14 protein-coding genes are annotated in these 15,895 nt (G+C 68.4%); 6 read left to right on the plus strand and 8 right to left on the minus strand.

Annotated elements, in window-relative coordinates:
* Positions 1-537: 537 nt before the first annotated feature.
* The 4 genes from AB0I11_RS31425 to AB0I11_RS31440 all read right to left on the minus strand — a co-directional run bounded on the left by AB0I11_RS31425 (position 538) and on the right by AB0I11_RS31440 (position 3,997).
* The gene (locus tag AB0I11_RS31425) at positions 538-1,317 is read right to left on the minus strand and encodes an alpha/beta hydrolase-fold protein (RefSeq protein ID WP_357328956.1); all 780 of its coding nucleotides are present in this window, start codon (positions 1,315-1,317) and stop codon (positions 538-540) included.
* A gap of 206 nt (positions 1,318-1,523) precedes the next feature.
* Positions 1,524-2,963, minus strand: coding sequence for an amidase (locus AB0I11_RS31430; RefSeq protein ID WP_357328959.1), 1,440 nt, complete (start codon positions 2,961-2,963; stop codon positions 1,524-1,526).
* A 34-nt stretch (positions 2,964-2,997) separates the two neighbouring features.
* Positions 2,998-3,495 (minus strand): nitroreductase/quinone reductase family protein, encoded by a 498-nt coding sequence (locus AB0I11_RS31435; RefSeq protein WP_357328962.1) that lies wholly within the window; start codon positions 3,493-3,495, stop codon positions 2,998-3,000.
* Positions 3,496-3,634: 139 nt separating this feature from the next.
* Complete coding sequence (locus AB0I11_RS31440; RefSeq protein WP_357328965.1) at positions 3,635-3,997, minus strand: nuclear transport factor 2 family protein; 363 nt, start codon at positions 3,995-3,997, stop codon at positions 3,635-3,637.
* Positions 3,998-4,214: 217 nt separating this feature from the next.
* On the opposite strand from AB0I11_RS31440, the gene AB0I11_RS31445 reads away from it, so the two are divergent.
* The 3 genes from AB0I11_RS31445 to AB0I11_RS31455 all read left to right on the plus strand — a co-directional run bounded on the left by AB0I11_RS31445 (position 4,215) and on the right by AB0I11_RS31455 (position 7,831).
* Positions 4,215-4,880 carry a TetR/AcrR family transcriptional regulator gene (locus AB0I11_RS31445; RefSeq protein WP_357328968.1) on the plus strand — a complete coding sequence of 222 codons (666 nt, stop codon included), beginning with the start codon at positions 4,215-4,217 and terminating at the stop codon, positions 4,878-4,880.
* 78 nt (positions 4,881-4,958) lie between these two features.
* Positions 4,959-6,215, plus strand: coding sequence for a M20 family metallopeptidase (locus AB0I11_RS31450; protein WP_357328971.1), 1,257 nt, complete (start codon positions 4,959-4,961; stop codon positions 6,213-6,215).
* 35 nt (positions 6,216-6,250) lie between these two features.
* The gene (locus AB0I11_RS31455) at positions 6,251-7,831 is read left to right on the plus strand and encodes a D-aminoacylase (RefSeq protein WP_357328974.1); all 1,581 of its coding nucleotides are present in this window, start codon (positions 6,251-6,253) and stop codon (positions 7,829-7,831) included.
* Between the two features lie 65 nt (positions 7,832-7,896).
* Here the strand turns inward: AB0I11_RS31455 and AB0I11_RS31460 are convergent, their stop codons facing one another.
* Complete coding sequence (locus AB0I11_RS31460) at positions 7,897-8,553, minus strand: TetR/AcrR family transcriptional regulator (protein ID WP_357328977.1); 657 nt, start codon at positions 8,551-8,553, stop codon at positions 7,897-7,899.
* Between the two features lie 77 nt (positions 8,554-8,630).
* Here AB0I11_RS31460 and AB0I11_RS31465 point away from each other — a divergent pair, with 77 nt between their 5' ends.
* Genes AB0I11_RS31465 through AB0I11_RS31475 form a run of 3 tightly spaced genes read left to right on the plus strand, consistent with a single transcriptional unit; the run spans position 8,631 to position 11,634 of the window.
* Positions 8,631-9,824: an acyl-CoA dehydrogenase family protein gene (locus AB0I11_RS31465; RefSeq protein WP_357328980.1), complete on the plus strand. Its 1,194-nt coding sequence runs from the start codon at positions 8,631-8,633 to the stop codon at positions 9,822-9,824.
* Complete coding sequence (locus AB0I11_RS31470; RefSeq protein ID WP_357328983.1) at positions 9,821-10,870, plus strand: phosphotransferase family protein; 1,050 nt, start codon at positions 9,821-9,823, stop codon at positions 10,868-10,870. The genes AB0I11_RS31465 and AB0I11_RS31470 overlap by 4 nt, the downstream gene beginning before the upstream one ends.
* Entirely contained in the window at positions 10,867-11,634 is a 768-nt protein-coding gene (locus tag AB0I11_RS31475) for a glucose 1-dehydrogenase (protein ID WP_357328986.1), read from the plus strand. Before AB0I11_RS31470 ends, AB0I11_RS31475 begins: the two co-directional genes overlap by 4 nt.
* A 123-nt stretch (positions 11,635-11,757) precedes the next feature.
* On the opposite strand, the gene AB0I11_RS31480 is transcribed toward AB0I11_RS31475, so the two are convergent.
* Genes AB0I11_RS31480 through AB0I11_RS31490 form a run of 3 tightly spaced genes read right to left on the minus strand, consistent with a single transcriptional unit; the run spans position 11,758 to position 15,643 of the window.
* On the minus strand, positions 11,758-13,344 hold the full coding sequence (locus AB0I11_RS31480) for a helix-turn-helix domain-containing protein (RefSeq protein ID WP_357328989.1): 1,587 nt from the start codon (positions 13,342-13,344) through the stop codon (positions 11,758-11,760).
* A gap of 41 nt (positions 13,345-13,385) precedes the next feature.
* Positions 13,386-14,492 carry an o-succinylbenzoate synthase gene (gene menC / locus AB0I11_RS31485; RefSeq protein ID WP_357328992.1) on the minus strand — a complete coding sequence of 369 codons (1,107 nt, stop codon included), beginning with the start codon at positions 14,490-14,492 and terminating at the stop codon, positions 13,386-13,388.
* A complete protein-coding gene (locus AB0I11_RS31490; RefSeq protein ID WP_357328996.1) occupies positions 14,489-15,643 on the minus strand; it encodes a M20 family metallopeptidase in 1,155 nt (384 codons plus the stop codon). Before AB0I11_RS31490 ends, menC begins: the two co-directional genes overlap by 4 nt.
* Positions 15,644-15,895 lie beyond the last annotated feature (252 nt).

Genomic DNA, 15,895 nt, shown 5'->3' on the forward strand with positions numbered 1-15,895 from the left:
CCGCCGCATAACCACACAGCGCCAACCCCATCCCGGCTCCGCTGCGCTACGCCGGGATGCTGCCGCGCGTCTGGACACGGTCATTTTCGGATTAGGCGTGGCCTAGGCAGCGCGAAGGAGCCGGGGCAATCGAGGCCCGACCCGGAACGCGGCGGTTTCTGGCCTTCGAGTGCGTCTGGCCTGGCTATCGACACCCAGGCCGCCTTGTCGGGATTCACTATTGGAAGCTCCGCACGGTCGGAGACGCCCTTCGGGCAGTCGGATCGAGGAAGACGCCCCTCCACACCGCAGGTGCCGGCCGGCTCGATGGGGGTTGCCGGCCAGCGAACTTTCCTTCATCGTCGTCGGCGGCGGCTACGAGGCCACTCGGTCACCGCCGCAACGTGTCCACGACCGGCTTCGGAGCCCACGCGGCGGCCCGGTCGTCAATGGCGCCACATGTCGGAGCGCAAGCCAGCCGGCTGAATGAAGAGATGCGATGGGGTCCATCCTGGGGTGTGGACCCCGTCGCGCGCTTTACGGATTCGGATCGGTGGATCAATGCTCGGTCTCGGCGGATGGATGTGACGGTCCCGCACCGATAGCCTCGATCTGCTCCTCGACGTCGGGCGGGACGATCGGATAGAGAGCCCTCAGTCCCTCACTGAGCACGTACGGTGCCACCGACGCATGGGTCTGGCCGGGGTATACGCGGCACGTAAGCTCCAGCGACGGGTAGTTGCGCAGTCGCAACATCTGCGCCATCCGGGTCATCGATCCAACCACATCGGCGGCGGCCAGATAGACATCGGCTACTTCCCCTTCACCGGCGCCGAAGAAGACCTTCGCCGGTAGGTCACTGTGCGCCGCTGCGTGCTTGGCCTCCAATGTGAAGAGCAGGTCCTCGCATCCGCTCAGCGGCGGGCTTCCGGCCAGGCATTTGCCAAACGCCTCCGGGCGTGAGAACAAGGTGTAGCCGACGAAATGGCCGCCGGCCGAAAGACCGGTGATACCGTGGTCGCTTTCGTCGAACCTGAACTCGGCAGCCAACTGCGGCCGGAGCTCATCGACAAGGAACGACAAAAGGCTGTCCGCCCCACCGCCGCCGGTCAGCATCTCCGGGGACAGCACGGCTTCGATCAGAGCGCGCCCGGGTCCGCCGTTGACCCACGTCGACAGGGGATACAGCTCATGCACTCGGCGACGGCTGAACTCGGCGGCATCGAGTTCGTCGGCAGCTCCGACGCCGATCACGATGAGCTCGGGGATCTCCCGCACCAGGCCGAGCGAGTTCATCAAGCCAACAACAAGGGAAAAGGTGAGAGACGCGTCCGTCACCCACATCACCGGGTACGTCTTGTCGCAGCTGTCGTACGACGGGGGCAGCGCGATGTGTACGTCGTGCGACCATGGCAGCCCAGTCGCCTGGACGCGCCGTGGGGGAAGCACTCGGTACGTGTGTCGGGGTATATCCAGTGTCACTGATACCTCCTGCTGACGAATTCTCGGAAATTTGGGCCCGATCTCGGAGGGGGTCATCCCGCTCAGCGTTCGGTCCAGATTGCCGGGTGACGGTCGCTCCAGGGAGCGGCCTGTTCGAGCTGGGCCGCCAGGGCGAGAAGACGATCATCCTCGAAGCGACGGCCGACGAGCTGCACACCGATCGGAAGGCCGTCCGAGCTCTGCCCTAGGGGCAAGCTCACCGCCGGCTGTCCGCTCACGTTGTACGCTGGCGTGAACGCCGACCATGCCGCTATCCGGCGGTACGATTCCGTCGGGTCGTCGTCGGCCTTGAGCCAGTCGAGCGGTGTCGGTAGGTCGGCGGTCGTTGGTGTGAGGAGCGCGTCGTACGGATCGAGCGCAAGCAATGTCCGTTGAGCGGCCACCATGTGGAAACTCAGAGCCCGCTGCACGTCGATCCCCGATGCACGCTCGCCCATTGCCACCAACCACTGCGACAACGGCCGCAGCAGGTTCCGCCGCCCAGGCGGGAGGAGCGTGTCGGCGAGCAGAGCGAGCGACGACGCGAAGCCGTTGATGAAACCATCCACCATCTGGTCGAAGACATCGCCGTCGGGTGGATCGATGTCAACAACCTCGTGACCAAGTTCCGCCAGCAGCTTGCTTGCCCGCTCCCAGACAGCCAGACACTCCGGGTTGACGGGGCCGTCGCCACCCGGTCGCGCGGCACGTGCGATGCGGAGCCGCCCCGGCGGACGCTCCAACGCGGCCAGGTATGACCCCGGGCGCAGGGGCCGATTGAGCGGATCGCCCGGATACGGCGCAGTGATGATCTCGAGGAACCCGGCAACGTCAGCCATGGTCCGGGCAAGGGGTCCCTCGGAGAAGAAGGCGGTCCACGAGAGCGACGGCGCAGTCGACGTGGCGCCGCGACTGGGCTTGAAGCCGATGAGGCCGCAGGATGCAGCTGGCGTGCGGATTGACCCGCCGGCGTCACTGCCGTGCGCGACCGGCAGCAGACCAGCGGCGACGGCTGCCGCCGCTCCCCCGCTCGACCCCGCCGCTGAGCGGCTTTCGTCCCACGGTGTCCTTGCGTCGGGCACAAGGTCGTTGGCCGTGTAGCAGGCAACCCCGAACTCTGGCACATTCGTCTTCCCGACGGAGATCAGTCCGGCGGCCTTGATCAGCCCAACGGTATGCCCGTCCGCCTCCGGAACGAAGTCGTGAAGTGCGGCCGAACCGAGGGTCGTCCGGACGCCCGCGGTGAAGGCGAGGTCCTTGATGGCGGTCGGAACGCCGAACAGGGGTGGCAGCTCGTCAGGGTCCGCCTTCTGGACTCGAACCGTCGCACGCTCGGCCGCCGCCAGCGCCTGGTCGGGCAGAAGCGTGATGAACGCGCCCAGCCGGCGGTCGAAGCGGTCGATCCGCTCCAGGTAGTGCCGCATCAGCTCGAGCGGACTGATCTCCTTCTTGCGGATGAGCTCGGCCTGCTCCGTCGCACTGAGATCGTGGATGACGCTCAACGGTCCTCCAAGGGCGGTACGCCGGACGGTACGGTCAGGCGCGGGAAGCGGAAGAAGAGGGAGCGGTGGTGATACGAAAGACGGGGTAGCGCCCGACGATGCGCTCGAACTCCTCAAGCGGTGCGCGGCGGTCGACGGGGAAGTGCGGACGCGCTCCCGGCGCCACCTGCAGGTAACGGCGAAGGATCGCGGCACGGTCGTCGGAGAAGACCTCCACGAGCCGTACGTCCTCACGGCGCCCGTGGCGTAGCACGCACCGGCCATCCGCCGCCCGTGCGTTCCGCACCCAGTTCGTCTTCTCGCCGAGCATGGCCACGAGGTAGCGCTCGCCCTCGTAGTCGGCGATGGCGACCGGGAACGAGATGAGGCGGCCCGACTTCCGCCCGCGGACCTCGAGCGCGGCCGCCCGCTTGGGCATGATTCCAGCGGCGAATAGGATGGCCCACAGTCGGTTTTCGACGCGGGCCCACCGCTGCGGGCGGCCTCCGCGGTACTGCCAGCTCTTGAAGGCCCTGATGGCCTGATTCAGCATGACGTCTGACCCCAGCTTCCGTTTGGAGGAACGTGACCAGTCGGGAGACGCATCGGCGGTGCATGGCGGACAATGTGGCCTCTCCGCCGCGTTTGGCTTGCGGGCCTGAGGGCCTGGCGGTCCGGCGGATCCGGCGGACCTAGGCGATCTGCTGATACACCTTGCTCACGATGAGCCACTTGCCGTCGTGACGTGTCAGCGCGAAGTGGTCCATGTAGGACCGCCCCAGGAAATCTTCCTCGACAAAGAGCACCGACGCCGCGTCACCGGTCTGCTGAATCGAGACGATATCGCACTGGTGGCTGTCGCCGGTGGGCGTGGCGGCGACGATCTCAAACATTCGCGTGATCGGCTGCTCGGCGCGCCGGCCGTCGACGGAGCCGTACATCTTCGCATCGGCGTGGAAGATCTCTTTGAGACCGGCGACGTCGCCGGTCCGGCATCCCCGGGCGTAGACGTCGATCAGCGCTCGGATCGCGCGCACCTCGTGCACCTGATTCATCGCTCCTCCTGATCGGCGAATCTACAGTCAGGGATGACTGTATGCACGCGAGTTCTGATCTCGCAAGACCCATGCGGTGCGCGCTCACTGCTATGCTGACGATGCGGTCAGAGGCGACTGTATCCGCCGGGACGTGTCGGATGTGTCTGATCTGTCGCCCCTTGGAGGACACCGTCCGCCAAACCGGCTTCGTCGACCGCCGGAAACGGGAGGGCTCATGGGGACATCCGAGGTCACCGCGTCCGCCGCACGGCGGCGCCCGACGCACGAGCAGCGATCCGTGGTGATGCGCCAGCGCCTACTCGACGCCACCATCGCCTCTCTTGGGGAAAAGGGCTACGCCGGGACCACCACCCTCGAAGTCCAGCAGCGCGCCGGGGTGAGCCGTGGCGCCCTCCTGCACCACTACGCCTCTCGCACGGAACTCATTCTTGCGGCGGTTGAGTACCTCTTGCGTGAACGCTTCGTCGCGCTCCAGGGCTTGACAGCGCCGCCGCCGCGCGAGGACAGGCTCGGATGGGCCGTACAGGCTCTCTGGGGCACATTCGGCGGCCCGTTGTTCTCGGCCTCGCTGGAGTTGTGGCTCGCCGCGCGCAACGACCCTGAACTGCGGGCGGCACTTCTGCCACAAGAGCGGTTGTTCGGCGCTGCCAGCAATGAATGGGCCGCGGGCCTGTTCGGCCCGGCGGCTTCGCATCCTCAGTTTCCGACCGTTCTCGAGATTCTGCTCGACGCCATGCGTGGAGCTGCCGCCCGCGCCGTGCTGCGCAGCCCCAGCAGCGACGAACGGCTCCTGACCGCATGGACGCAGCTGGTCAAAAGCCAGCTGGAGACGGATCCTCAGCTTCCGGCGCGTGGCGCAAGCGCCAATAGCGGTGAGTGATCCGGCAACACGGGACAAGTGATGCGCGGACCCGCCGCGCCCGGATCACCTCCACCTCACTCCGGGGACGTTGCCGCCGTGGACACCATCGACCTGCAGCAGACGCCTCCGCCAGCCGACATGCACGACGGCTTGCCCGACGGCCTGATGACGGACGCCGTGGCGATGTCGGAGGACCTGATCCAGCTTCGGCGGACGCTTCACCGCGAGCCGGAGACAGGGCTTCACCTGCCGCGTACGCAGGAACGAGTACTCGAAGCACTCGACGGCTTGCCGCTCGAGGTGACGACGGGAAACGCCACGACATCGGTCACCGCGGTACTGCGAGGCGGAAATCCTGGGCCGACGGTGCTCCTCCGCGCCGACATGGACGCCCTTCCGGTGGTCGAGAAGTTGGCGATCGAATTCAAGTCCACCAATGGTGCGATGCATGCGTGCGGGCACGACCTGCACACCGCGATGCTTGTCGGTGCCGCACAGTTGCTGAGCCCACGTCGCGAGCAACTGGCGGGCAACGTGCTGTTCATGTTCCAGCCCGGCGAGGAGGGTCACAATGGCGCGGATGTGATGCTGGGCGAAGGGGTGCTTGAGGCCACGGGGGAACCACCCACGGCGGCGTACGCACTCCACGTGACGTCCTCGTTCCTCCCGGCAGGTACGTTCGCCAGCCGTACCGGGGCGGTGATGGCGGCTGCCGCAAGGTTGCTGGTCACTGTGGTGGGGGCCGGAGGTCACGGCTCCGCGCCGCATCGGGCTCTGGACCCGGTTCCCGCGATGTGCGAAATGGTCACGGCGCTGCAGACATTCGTCACCCGCAGCTTCGACGTCTTCGATCCGGTCGTCCTGACCGTCGGCAGCATCCATGCCGGAACGGCATCCAATGTCATCCCCGAGTCGGGGACATTCGAGGCGACCATCCGGTCGTTCTCGGAGGCGTCGAACGCGAAGGTTCTCGACGAATGCCTCCGGGTGGTCCGCGGCATCGCGGCCGCCCACGGTCTGTCGGTCGAGGCCGTGGCAGAGCCTCTGTTCCCGCTTACGGTCAATGATGACGGTGAAGCTGTGCGGGTCCGGGAGTGCGTGACGGAGACGTTCGGCGGCCGGCGCTGGATGGATCTGCCGAACCCGCTGACGGGGAGTGAGGACTTCTCGCACGTTCTGCAACGGGTGCCGGGCGCGATGGTCTTCCTCGGAACGCATGTGCCCGGCGCAGATCCGCGCACCGCTCCCTACAACCACTCGCCGCACGCCGCGTTCGACGATGGTTTCCTGGCCGACGGTGCCGCCCTCTACAGCAAGCTCGCGCTTGCCCACCTTGTCGGAACGCAGGGCTGACCGCGCCACCGACGAACACGAATGGAAGTAACTGGATGCATGACCTGGTGCTGCGCGGTGGTACCGTCCACGACGGGTTGGGCATTGCCGCCCGAACCGCCGATGTTGCGATCGCCGGGGACCGGATCGTGGCCGTGGGCCGCGAGGTTGGCGCGGCGCACCGGGTCATCGACGTTGCTGGCCTGATGGTAGCGCCCGGATTCATCGATCCCCATGCGCATTCCGATCTGGTCCCTCTCATGCCGGACCCGCAGCCGTTCAAGCTGCTCCAAGGCGTGACGACGGAGATCGTCGGCAACTGCGGGTTGTCCTTCGCGCCGCTGACCCACCGCGCCCTGCCCGATGCCCGCTCACTGTTGCGGGACCTTGCCGGCGGGGTGGAGTTGCGAGTGCGGACATTCGGCGACTACCTCGACGCGGTCGAGGCGGCCGGGCCGACGAACCATGTGGCCGCGCTGGTAGGTCACGGCATGCTCCGGATGTCCGTGGCCGGAATGGAGCCTCGACTGCCGGCCGGCGGCTTGGCGGAGATGAGCCGCCTGGCGGACGAGGCCTTCGCGGCGGGGGCGGTCGGGCTGTCGAGCGGATTGATCTACACCCCCGGTGCGTACGCGGACACCGACGAGTTGGTTGCCCTGGCCCAGGTGGCGCACGGATGGGACCGCATCTACAGCACCCACATCCGGGACGAAGGTGAGGGCCTCACCACGGCGCTCGAAGAGGCTATCGAGATCGCCTCCCGGGCCCAGGTACGCCTTCAGGTCTCGCACTGCAAGGCGGCCGGCCGAGCCAGCCACGGCAATTCGCGGATGGTGCTGGACATGCTGCGCGCGGCCCGAATCGCGGGTGTGGACGTACGCGGTGACCAGTATCCGTATCTGGCCGGCAGTACGACGCTGGCCTCCCTCCTGCCCGCCGAGGCGCACGTCGGGGGTGCTTCGGCGCTGCGCGAGCGGCTGCGCGACCCGCTGGCGCGCAAGCGGCTGCGGGAACGGGCCGAGGACCCGGCGACCTCGGTCGGCGTCGGCCTCTGGCGGTCGGCGCCTCCGTCGGGCGTACTCATCATTAGCCATGCCGACGCCGACCTCGTCGGTCGTACGTTGGACCAGTTGGCCAGCGACCGGGACCCCTGGGACGTCATGTGCGGCATCGTCGCCGCGGACCCCGGTGCCCTGATGGTGATCACACTCATGTCTGAGGCCGACGTTCGGACGATCATGGTCGATCCCCTGATCGCGATCGGCTCCGACAGCGGCATCCCATCCGGCCTCGGGCACCCCCGCACCTGGGGCACCTTCCCACGCTTCCTCGGCACATACGTCCGTGACCTCGGGATGGTGCCGTGGCCGGAGGCCGTTCGAAAGATGACCTCGGCCACGGCGCGGCAGTTCGGGCTCACCGGCCGGGGCTGGCTCGGGCGCGGGGCGATCGCCGACATCGCGGTCTTCGACCAGGAGACGGTAGGCCACGCGGGCACGTACCACGAGAACCCTGCGGCTCCTCCGACTGGTATCCCCTACGTGATTCTCGCCGGGCATGTGGTGGTGGACGACTCGGCCTTCTGCGGCGAGCGATGGGGTCGCGTGCTGCGGGCGGGTCATGCGTCGCACTACTGACCTCGACCGGGCCGATTGCCAACGCCCTGAAACGTCAGCCGGCGCCGCCAGGTCGCGCTGATGGGTCACCCTGCCGGCTGCGCCCCGACAATGCGCAGGGCGAACTCGCTGTACTGCCAGACCACCTCGTCCTCGGCCAGCTCACCATCGTCCCGGAACCACACGGCGACGCCCATGCCGAGGTCGAGGACGGCGTAGGAGGCCAGGCGGGCGGAGGCCACGTGAAAGTAACCCGCGCCGATTCCGGTCCTGATCAACTCGCGGAAGCCGGCCTCGTACTCGGCGCGCAGGGCCAGTACCCGACCGCGGTGCGGCTCGACGAGGCAGCGGATCTCGCGGTTTCCCACGAAGGCTTCGAGCCGGTGCCGGGCGTGGTAACGCACGTGCGCCTCGGTCGCGCGACGCAGGCGCTCGGTGGGATCGTCGGTGGTCGCGACGGCTGCTCGGTGCGCGGCGAGCAGTCTTTCCATCGTACTGATCATGATCTGTGCGAGGAGATCCTGCTTGGACGCAACGTGCTTGTAGAGGCTCGGTCCGCGGATTCCCACGGCAGCGCCGATGTCGGCCATCGTCGTGGCCTCGTATCCGAGGCGGGTGAAGAGCTCCAGCGCGGCGGCATGGATGTCGGCGGACCTCGACGACGCGGGCCTGGCCATCGCTTCTCCTTGGGTCTTGACAGCTAGGCAACGATAGCCGTTCGGCCGGGCCATGGCGTTGATCACCGCAGAAGGACGGTTGTCCGTCAGCCTGTCCGCGACTACAGTTGCGGCTAATACCCATTAGCTAAACGGGAGGCGGGATGGCCGTCAACCTCACCCCGGACCCGATCGTCGCCGATCTCGCCCGGCGCATCGCCGAATTCGTCCGCGACGTGGTCATCGCAGTCGAGGAGCAGCAGCAGGGCGTCGTACGCTCTGAGGAGCTCCGCGGCGAACTGCAACGGGCCGCCAAGGAAGCCGGCGTCTTCGCGCCCCACGCGAGCCGAAAATTTGGCGGGTACGGGCTCGACATGCGTGGCCGGGCAGCCGTCTTCGAGGAGGCCGGCTATTCGCTGCTGGGCCCGCTGGCGCTGAACATCGCGGCACCCGACGAGGGCAACGTGCACATGCTCGAAGCCATCGCGAGCCCCGAGCAGCAGGAGCGCTACCTGCGTCCACTCGTCAGCGGCGACATGCGCTCCTGCTTCGCGATGACCGAACCCGCCCCCGGCGCCGGCTCCGACCCGAGTGCGCTGACCACCCGCGCCGAGAAGGTCGCCGGCGGTTGGCGGATCGACGGGCGCAAGTGGTTCATCACCGGTGCCGACGGCGCCGGCTTTGCGATCTGCATGGCCCGAACCTCCGGCGAGCCCGGCGACCAAGGCGGCGCGACGATGTTCCTGGTCGATGCCGACAACCCGGGCATGGAGCTGGTCCGGCACATCGACACCCTGGACGAGAGCCTCTACGGCGGCCACGCCGAGCTGCTCTTCGACAACTGTGTGGTTGGCGACGACGCCGTACTCGGTGAGGTCGACCAGGGCTTCCGCTACGCGCAGGTCCGGCTTGGCCCCGCTCGGATGACGCACTGCATGCGGTGGCTGGGCATCGCCCGTCGCGCCCAGGACATCGCGGTGGGTCGGGCCGCCGAGCGGCGACTCTTCGGTTCCCGCCTCGCCGAACTCGGCATGGTGCAGCAGATGATCGCCGACAACGAGATCGAGATCGCCGCCGCCCGGGGTCTCATTCTCCAGGCGTGCTGGGAGCTCGACCAGGGCGGTTCCGCCGCGCAGTCCACTGCCATCGCGAAGACCTTCTGCGCCGAGGCGATCTGGCGAGTCGTCGACCGCTCGTTGCAGATCTGCGGCTCACTCGGCGTCTCCGGCGACGTTCTGCTCGGCCGCTTCCTGCGCGAGGTCCGACCATTCCGCATCTACGACGGCCCGTCCGAGACCCATCGTTGGGCCATCGCCCGGCGCGTCGTCCGCACGTATGATCGGGCGGCGGCAGAATGAGCAGAGCAGAAGCGACCACCGTCGACGGGCTCGACCTTCCCGCGCTGGAGCGGTTCTTCACCGGGCACGTCCCGGGATTCGGCGGCCCACTCACCGCCGAACTGTTGCAGGGCGGACGGTCGAACCTGACGTACCGGCTCACGGACCGACGAACGACCTGGGTCCTGCGTCGCCCCCCGTTGGGCGGACTCACTCCGTCCGCGCACGACATGCACCGCGAATACCGGATCGTCTCCGCGCTCGCCGGCAGCGGCGTCCCCGTGGCCCCTACCGTCGCCTTCATACCTGCTGACGTTATGGGGGTGCCGTGCTCGGTCGTAGAGTACGTCGACGGCCCGGTCATCCGGACCCAGGAGCAACTGCACGCGCTGCCAGCGCCCGACATCCGCCGCTGCGCCTACGGACTGGTCGACGTGCTGGCTCGTCTGCACGCCGTCGATCCCGGCTGCATCGGGCTGGAGGGCTTCGGCCGCCCCGACGGATATCTCGCCCGACAAATACGGCGCTGGAACGACCAGTGGCACCGGGTCCGTACCCGCGACCTCGACGACGTGGAGACGCTGCGGGCCCGACTCGTCGAGGCATGCCCCGTCGAGAGCGGTGCGTCGATCGTGCACGGCGACTTCCGCATCGACAATGCCATCCTCGATCCCGATGACCCGGCGCAGGTGCGCGCCCTCGTCGACTGGGAGATGGCCACGCTCGGGGACCCACTAGCCGACCTTGGACTCCACCTGGTCTACTCCGACCCCGCATTCGAACCCGTACTCGCCGGCTCGGCCGCCTCCACCAGCCGTGAGCTTCCCACCGCCGATCATCTCGCCGAACACTACGCGGACGCTACCGGGCGGGATCTGAGCCGGCTGCCCTTCTACCTTGCGCTCGGCTACTTCAAGATCGCCGTCATCGCGGAGGGGATCCACGCCCGGTTTCAGCAGGGCTTGACCCGAGGCAGCGGGTTCGCGACGGTCGGGGATGCTGTCGCTCCACTCGTCGCCAACGGCCTGCGGGCACTGGCGCGAAACCTGTCACCGGAGCTGTCGTGACCAACGTACTCGATCTTTTTCGGCTGGACGACAGGGTCGCGGTCGTAACCGGGGCCAGCTCAGGGCTGGGGGCCGGATTCGCCGCCGCTCTGGCCCAGGCCGGAGCCGACGTCGTGCTCGCCGCCCGGCGCGCTGACCGGCTGCGGGAGGTCGCACGACAGGTTCGCGACCTCGGCCGCCGAGCCCTGGTGGTGACCACCGACGTCCGCGATCCCGCCCAGTGCGAAGCCCTTGCCGAGACGGCAATATCCGAGTACGGCCGAATCGACATCCTGGTCAACAACGCCGGTGTCGGCACAGCCGTGCCGGCCGTCCGGGAACACCCTGACGAATTTCGCCGGGTCATCGACCTCAATCTCAACGGTGCCTACTGGGCGGCACAGGCGTGTGGCCGCCGGATGGAACCCGGCTCCAGCATCATCAACATCGCCAGCGTGCTCGGACTGATCAAGTCCTATGCGCCGCAGGCCGCGTACGCCGCGAGCAAGGCCGGTCTCATCGGTCTGACCCGCGACCTCGCCGAGCAGTGGTCCGGACGCCGTGGGATCCGGGTGAACGCGATCGCCCCCGGCTACTTCGCCAGTGAGATGACCGCCGGAATCCCCGAGGTGCAATTGATGGCCTTCATCCGGCAGACCAGCCCGCTGGGGCGGCTCGGCCAGCAACACGAACTCGACGCCGCGGTCGTCTTTCTGGCCAGCCCCGCCGCGTCCTACATCACCGGCGCCACGCTCGCCGTCGACGGCGGTATGTCCGGCCACTGACCAGCGGTCCGGGCGACGCCGCGGGCACGCTCGTGGGTCAGTACGCGGCGGGCGCGGGGAATGATCAGCGCGGCCGGACCGGCGGTACGGACGCGGTCACCGGTCAGAGTCCTGCGGCGACTGTTACGACGGACCGGCCGTGTCGGACAGGCGCAGCTGCAACATGGCGGCGAAGCGCTGTTCACGATCGTCGAGGTCGAGGCCGGAGATCTCGACGACCCGGCGAAGCCGGTACCGGAAGGTGCTGGGATGTACGCGCACCGCGTCGGCGGCGGCGTTGATGTCCCCGAACGCGTCCAGCCAGGCACGCAGGCTCGGCACGAGGTTGCTGTGGTGCTCCCTGTCGTAGTCGAAGAGTCGGGACAGCGGTCCATGCGGGGGTGCGGCCTCGGTGGCGATGAGGTCGGAGAGTTCGAGCAGCAGCGCGGTTGCGTACACCTCGGGGATTCGGGCGATGGGCCGGGCGGATCCGCCCGCCCGGATCACGCGGAGCGCGCGGTCGGCGTCGCGCCGCGACTGGGCGAGTTCGGTGACGGTGGTCGCGGTCCGTCCGATACCGAAGGCACAGCGAACGCGGGTACTGGCGTGATCGAGAAACTCGGTCGCGACCCGTTCGGCCCGCAGGTCGCCGTCGTCGCGGCCGGCCGGCACCGGCAGGATGCCGTAAGCGATGCCGCCGACCAGTGCGGAGGCGGACCGGGGATGGATCGCGGCCAAATGCACCGCGAGGGCGTCCGCGATGCGTTGGCGCTCCGCCTCCGCCCGCGCCGCAGGTACTCCGTTGCCCGCACCGACCCCTAGGGCGAGCACCACGCAGGACGACGAGGCGATGTGCAACCGCCGGGCGGCCTCGTGAGCGCCGGGCCCACCCTCTAGTACGGTCGCGACCAGCTCGGCCCGCAGCCGGCGCTCGACGTCCGCGCCGGCCCGTTGCCGGAGCATGTGCAGGGCGACAAGTTTCGCGGCCTCGGCGAAGGCCTGTTCGCGTTCCGGGGTGGACCGTTCGGCCACGGTCGCCCACATCGAGCCGAGCGTGTCATCGCCAGCGCGGATAGCGATGGCCATCCGAGGCAGCGCGAGACCAGCCATCTCGACGTAGATGGGTTTGTCGCTGTGGTACAGCTCGGCGAATACCCCATGGGATTCCAGCATCTCCAGGAACAGACCGGGAACCTGACGCCCGAGGATGGTCTGGATCCGGGGGTCGTCGGTTTTGTCCTGATTAGCCGAGAACGCCAGCACCCGGGAGTTGAGGTCCTCGATGGTGACCGGCGCGTCGACGAGTTCACTGATCGCGTTGGCCAGGGAGAACATGTCGCCGGCCGGGATACCCATGAGCGTCTCCCGCCCACTGGCTCCGACGTCCCCCTCCGACAGCACCGAACGCAGTAGGGCGGCGACCTGGGCCCAGGCCGCCCCCGGAGTCAGGGTCAGCAGAACGACCCCGGATTCCGTCGCCGCGGCGCGCACGGCGTCGTTGACGGCGATCGGGGCCCGAACGACGAGGGCGGTGGCCTTGCTCGGTCCCAGCCGCCACAGCAGCGCCGCCACCTCATCCGGCTCGCGTACGCCGACGCCGAGGACGAGTGCGTGGGCCGATATCGGGGAGTCGTCGTGCCGGTCGTGGATGACCAGCTCCGCCGGGCGCGCGGCGCTGTGCGGGTCTCCCAGGGCAAGGTCCAGCAGCGTCATGCCCAGGTTGTCGAGCACCGTGGCCAGGGTGGCGCTGACCCGGTCGCCCCGGGAGTCGATCATGTCTTGATCACCTCCGCCGAGGTTGTCAGGTCGTCGAGGATATCCAGGCGCGGCTCGACACCGATACCGGGAGCGTTTGGCACCTCGATGTGGCCGTCGCGGAGCACGAACGGCGTGGTGATGTCGGTGGCGTAGTAGCGGCCGGAGGCGGAGGTGTCCCCGGGCAGCGTGAACCCGGGCAGTGCGGCCAGAGCGACGTTGGCGGCACGGCCGATGCCGGTCTCCAACATGCCGCCGCACCACACGGGCACCCCATGTGCCTGGCAGACATCATGGATGCGTTTCGCCTCGAGGTAGCCGCCGACCCGGCCCGGCTTGATGTTGATGACGGATGTGGCGCCGAGAAGGAGCGCGTCGACCGCGACCTTGGCAGAGGTGATGGACTCGTCCAGACAGATCGGTGTCCGCAGCAGCCTCGCGAGTTCGGCGTGTTCGCGTAGGTCCTCCTCGCCGAGCGGTTGCTCGATGAGCAGCAGGTCGAACGGGTCCAGCTTCGCCAACTGTCGGGCGTCGGCCAGACGGTAGGCCGCGTTCGCGTCCACCTGGAGCAGTACGTCGTCACCGAAATGCTCCCGTACCGCGCGGACCGGCGCGAGGTCCCAGCCGGGCTCGATCTTCAGCTTGATCCGGAGGTAACCCTCGTCAAGATAGGACCTGACCGTGTCGAGCAGGTCGGGAATCGAGTTCATGATGCCGACCGAGACTCCGGCGGGCACCCGGTCGCGGGTCGCGCCGAGCGCGCGGGCAAGGGGCACTCCACGGCCGCGTAGCTCTGCGTCCAGCACCGCGGTCTCCAGCGCCGCCTTCGCCATGCGGTGCCCCTTGAAAGGGGCCGTCACGGAGGCGATGCGGTAGGGGTCCGGGTCGGGATGCGCGGTGACGGCGGGGATGAGGAACCGGCGCAGCATGTCGGCCGCCGCCTCGATGTACTCGGAGGAGTAGAGCGGCTCAGAGAAGGCGACACACTCTCCCCAGCCCTCCGCCTCGGGGGTGACGACTCGTACGAGCAGCACCTCGCGGGAGGTCTGGGTGCCGAACGAGGTACGGAACGGCGCCACGAGGGGCAGTTCGACTCGGCGCAGCTCCACTGCGGTGATCTTCATGCCTCTTCCTTCTGGAGTCGCGTCCGAACGTCGTCGATGAGGTGGGCGAGCAGGGCCGTACGTCGGGGAAGTTCGGCGATGACGACGTGCTCGTCGGCGCTGTGGGCGCCGCCGCCGACGGCGCCGAGGCCGTCGAGCGTCGGGGTCCCCACGGCGGCGGTGAGGTTTCCATCGGAGGCGCCACCGACGGCTACCCCGTCGAGGCGGCCGAGCCCGAGCTGGTCGGCCAGGGCCTGGGCGCGCTGAAACAGGTCCGCCGAACAGGCTGCTTCCAGCGGTGGCCGGTGAGCTTTGGCGATGACCTGGAGGCTTGTCCCCGCCAGTTGCGGAACCAGGGCGTGCAGTGCCTGGTTGACCCGGGTCTGTTCGGCGATGAGTTTCGCGCGGACGTCGATGGAGACCACCGCGGAGTCGGGCACCGTGTTGGCCGTCGTGCCCGCTGACAGGAGCGTGGGGGTGACTGTCGTCCCGAGGCGGGCGTCCCCCAGCTCGTTGATGGCGAGCACCTGGCGTGCCAGTTCTACGGCGGCGTTGGCTCCGCGTTCTGGTTCCAGACCCGCGTGGGCGGCTCGCCCGTGTACGTGCACCTGGTAGGTCTCCGCGCCCTTGCGTGATGTCTTCAGGGCTCCTCCCTCAGCCGCGGCCTCGAGGACGAAGGCGGCCCCGCAGCCGCGCGCCTCGTCCTCGATGAGCGCTCGGGAGGTGGGTGAGTGCACCTCCTCGTCGCCGGTGATGAGGATGGTGATCCCGCCGGGATCGCCGAGGGCCGCGACGGCGTGGAAGAGCTGAACGATGCCCGCCTTCATGTCGAAACAGCCGGGGCCGCGCACGATTCCCCCCTCGGTCGACCACGGGTACGTGGCCAGCGAACCGATGGGCCAGACCGTGTCGTGGTGGCCGAGCAACAACACGCCGGGCCGCTCCCCGAGGCGCCACCGTAGGTGTGTCCAGCCTCCGATGACAATGCGTTCGGGTGGTACCCCGGTAAGCCGCTCGCCGAGGGCGGCGACCGCTCCGGCACTGCGCGCGATGGCGCCTCGGTCCGCCGACGGCGACTCGCAGCTGACCAGAGCCTCAAGGTCGTCGAGCATCGCCGGCAGCCGGGTGACGAACTCGCGCACGTTCGGCGGGGTGGTGTGCGGCTCAGTCATGTGATGCGGCCTTCGAGTCTCGTCGTGAACGGGTACCCGCAGCCTGACTCAGAAGGAGGCTGGTCGGCTTCATCGCATCCGACGAACGGATGCCTCCCGCTTCCTCTTGCCGGCGGAGTCAAGCGGGCAGGCCAGGTCGGCGACCGCCGGCTGGCGCCCGTGTGCCGGATCGGCTTGATGCCAGCGGAGGAACTTTCCGGTCCCGAATGCGCGTAACGGCTCAAGACCCGGGGGCATGTGATGTCGACCATG

The sequence above is a fragment of the Micromonospora sp. NPDC050495 genome, assembly GCF_040655175.1.
Lineage (GTDB): Bacteria > Actinomycetota > Actinomycetes > Mycobacteriales > Micromonosporaceae > Micromonospora.

What these genes read in the sequence shown, in the direction of transcription:
- AB0I11_RS31455 (WP_357328974.1), top strand. Translation starts at nt 6,251, where the DNA reads ATGCATGACCTGGTGCTGCGCGGTGGTACCGTCCACGACGGGTTGGGC.
- AB0I11_RS31445 (WP_357328968.1), top strand. Translation starts at nt 4,215, where the DNA reads ATGGGGACATCCGAGGTCACCGCGTCCGCCGCACGGCGGCGCCCGACG.
- AB0I11_RS31490 (WP_357328996.1), bottom strand. Translation starts at nt 15,643, where the DNA reads ATGACTGAGCCGCACACCACCCCGCCGAACGTGCGCGAGTTCGTCACC.
- AB0I11_RS31465 (WP_357328980.1), top strand. Translation starts at nt 8,631, where the DNA reads ATGGCCGTCAACCTCACCCCGGACCCGATCGTCGCCGATCTCGCCCGG.
- menC (WP_357328992.1), bottom strand. Translation starts at nt 14,492, where the DNA reads ATGAAGATCACCGCAGTGGAGCTGCGCCGAGTCGAACTGCCCCTCGTG.
- AB0I11_RS31440 (WP_357328965.1), bottom strand. Translation starts at nt 3,997, where the DNA reads ATGAATCAGGTGCACGAGGTGCGCGCGATCCGAGCGCTGATCGACGTC.
- AB0I11_RS31435 (WP_357328962.1), bottom strand. Translation starts at nt 3,495, where the DNA reads ATGCTGAATCAGGCCATCAGGGCCTTCAAGAGCTGGCAGTACCGCGGA.
- AB0I11_RS31470 (WP_357328983.1), top strand. Translation starts at nt 9,821, where the DNA reads ATGAGCAGAGCAGAAGCGACCACCGTCGACGGGCTCGACCTTCCCGCG.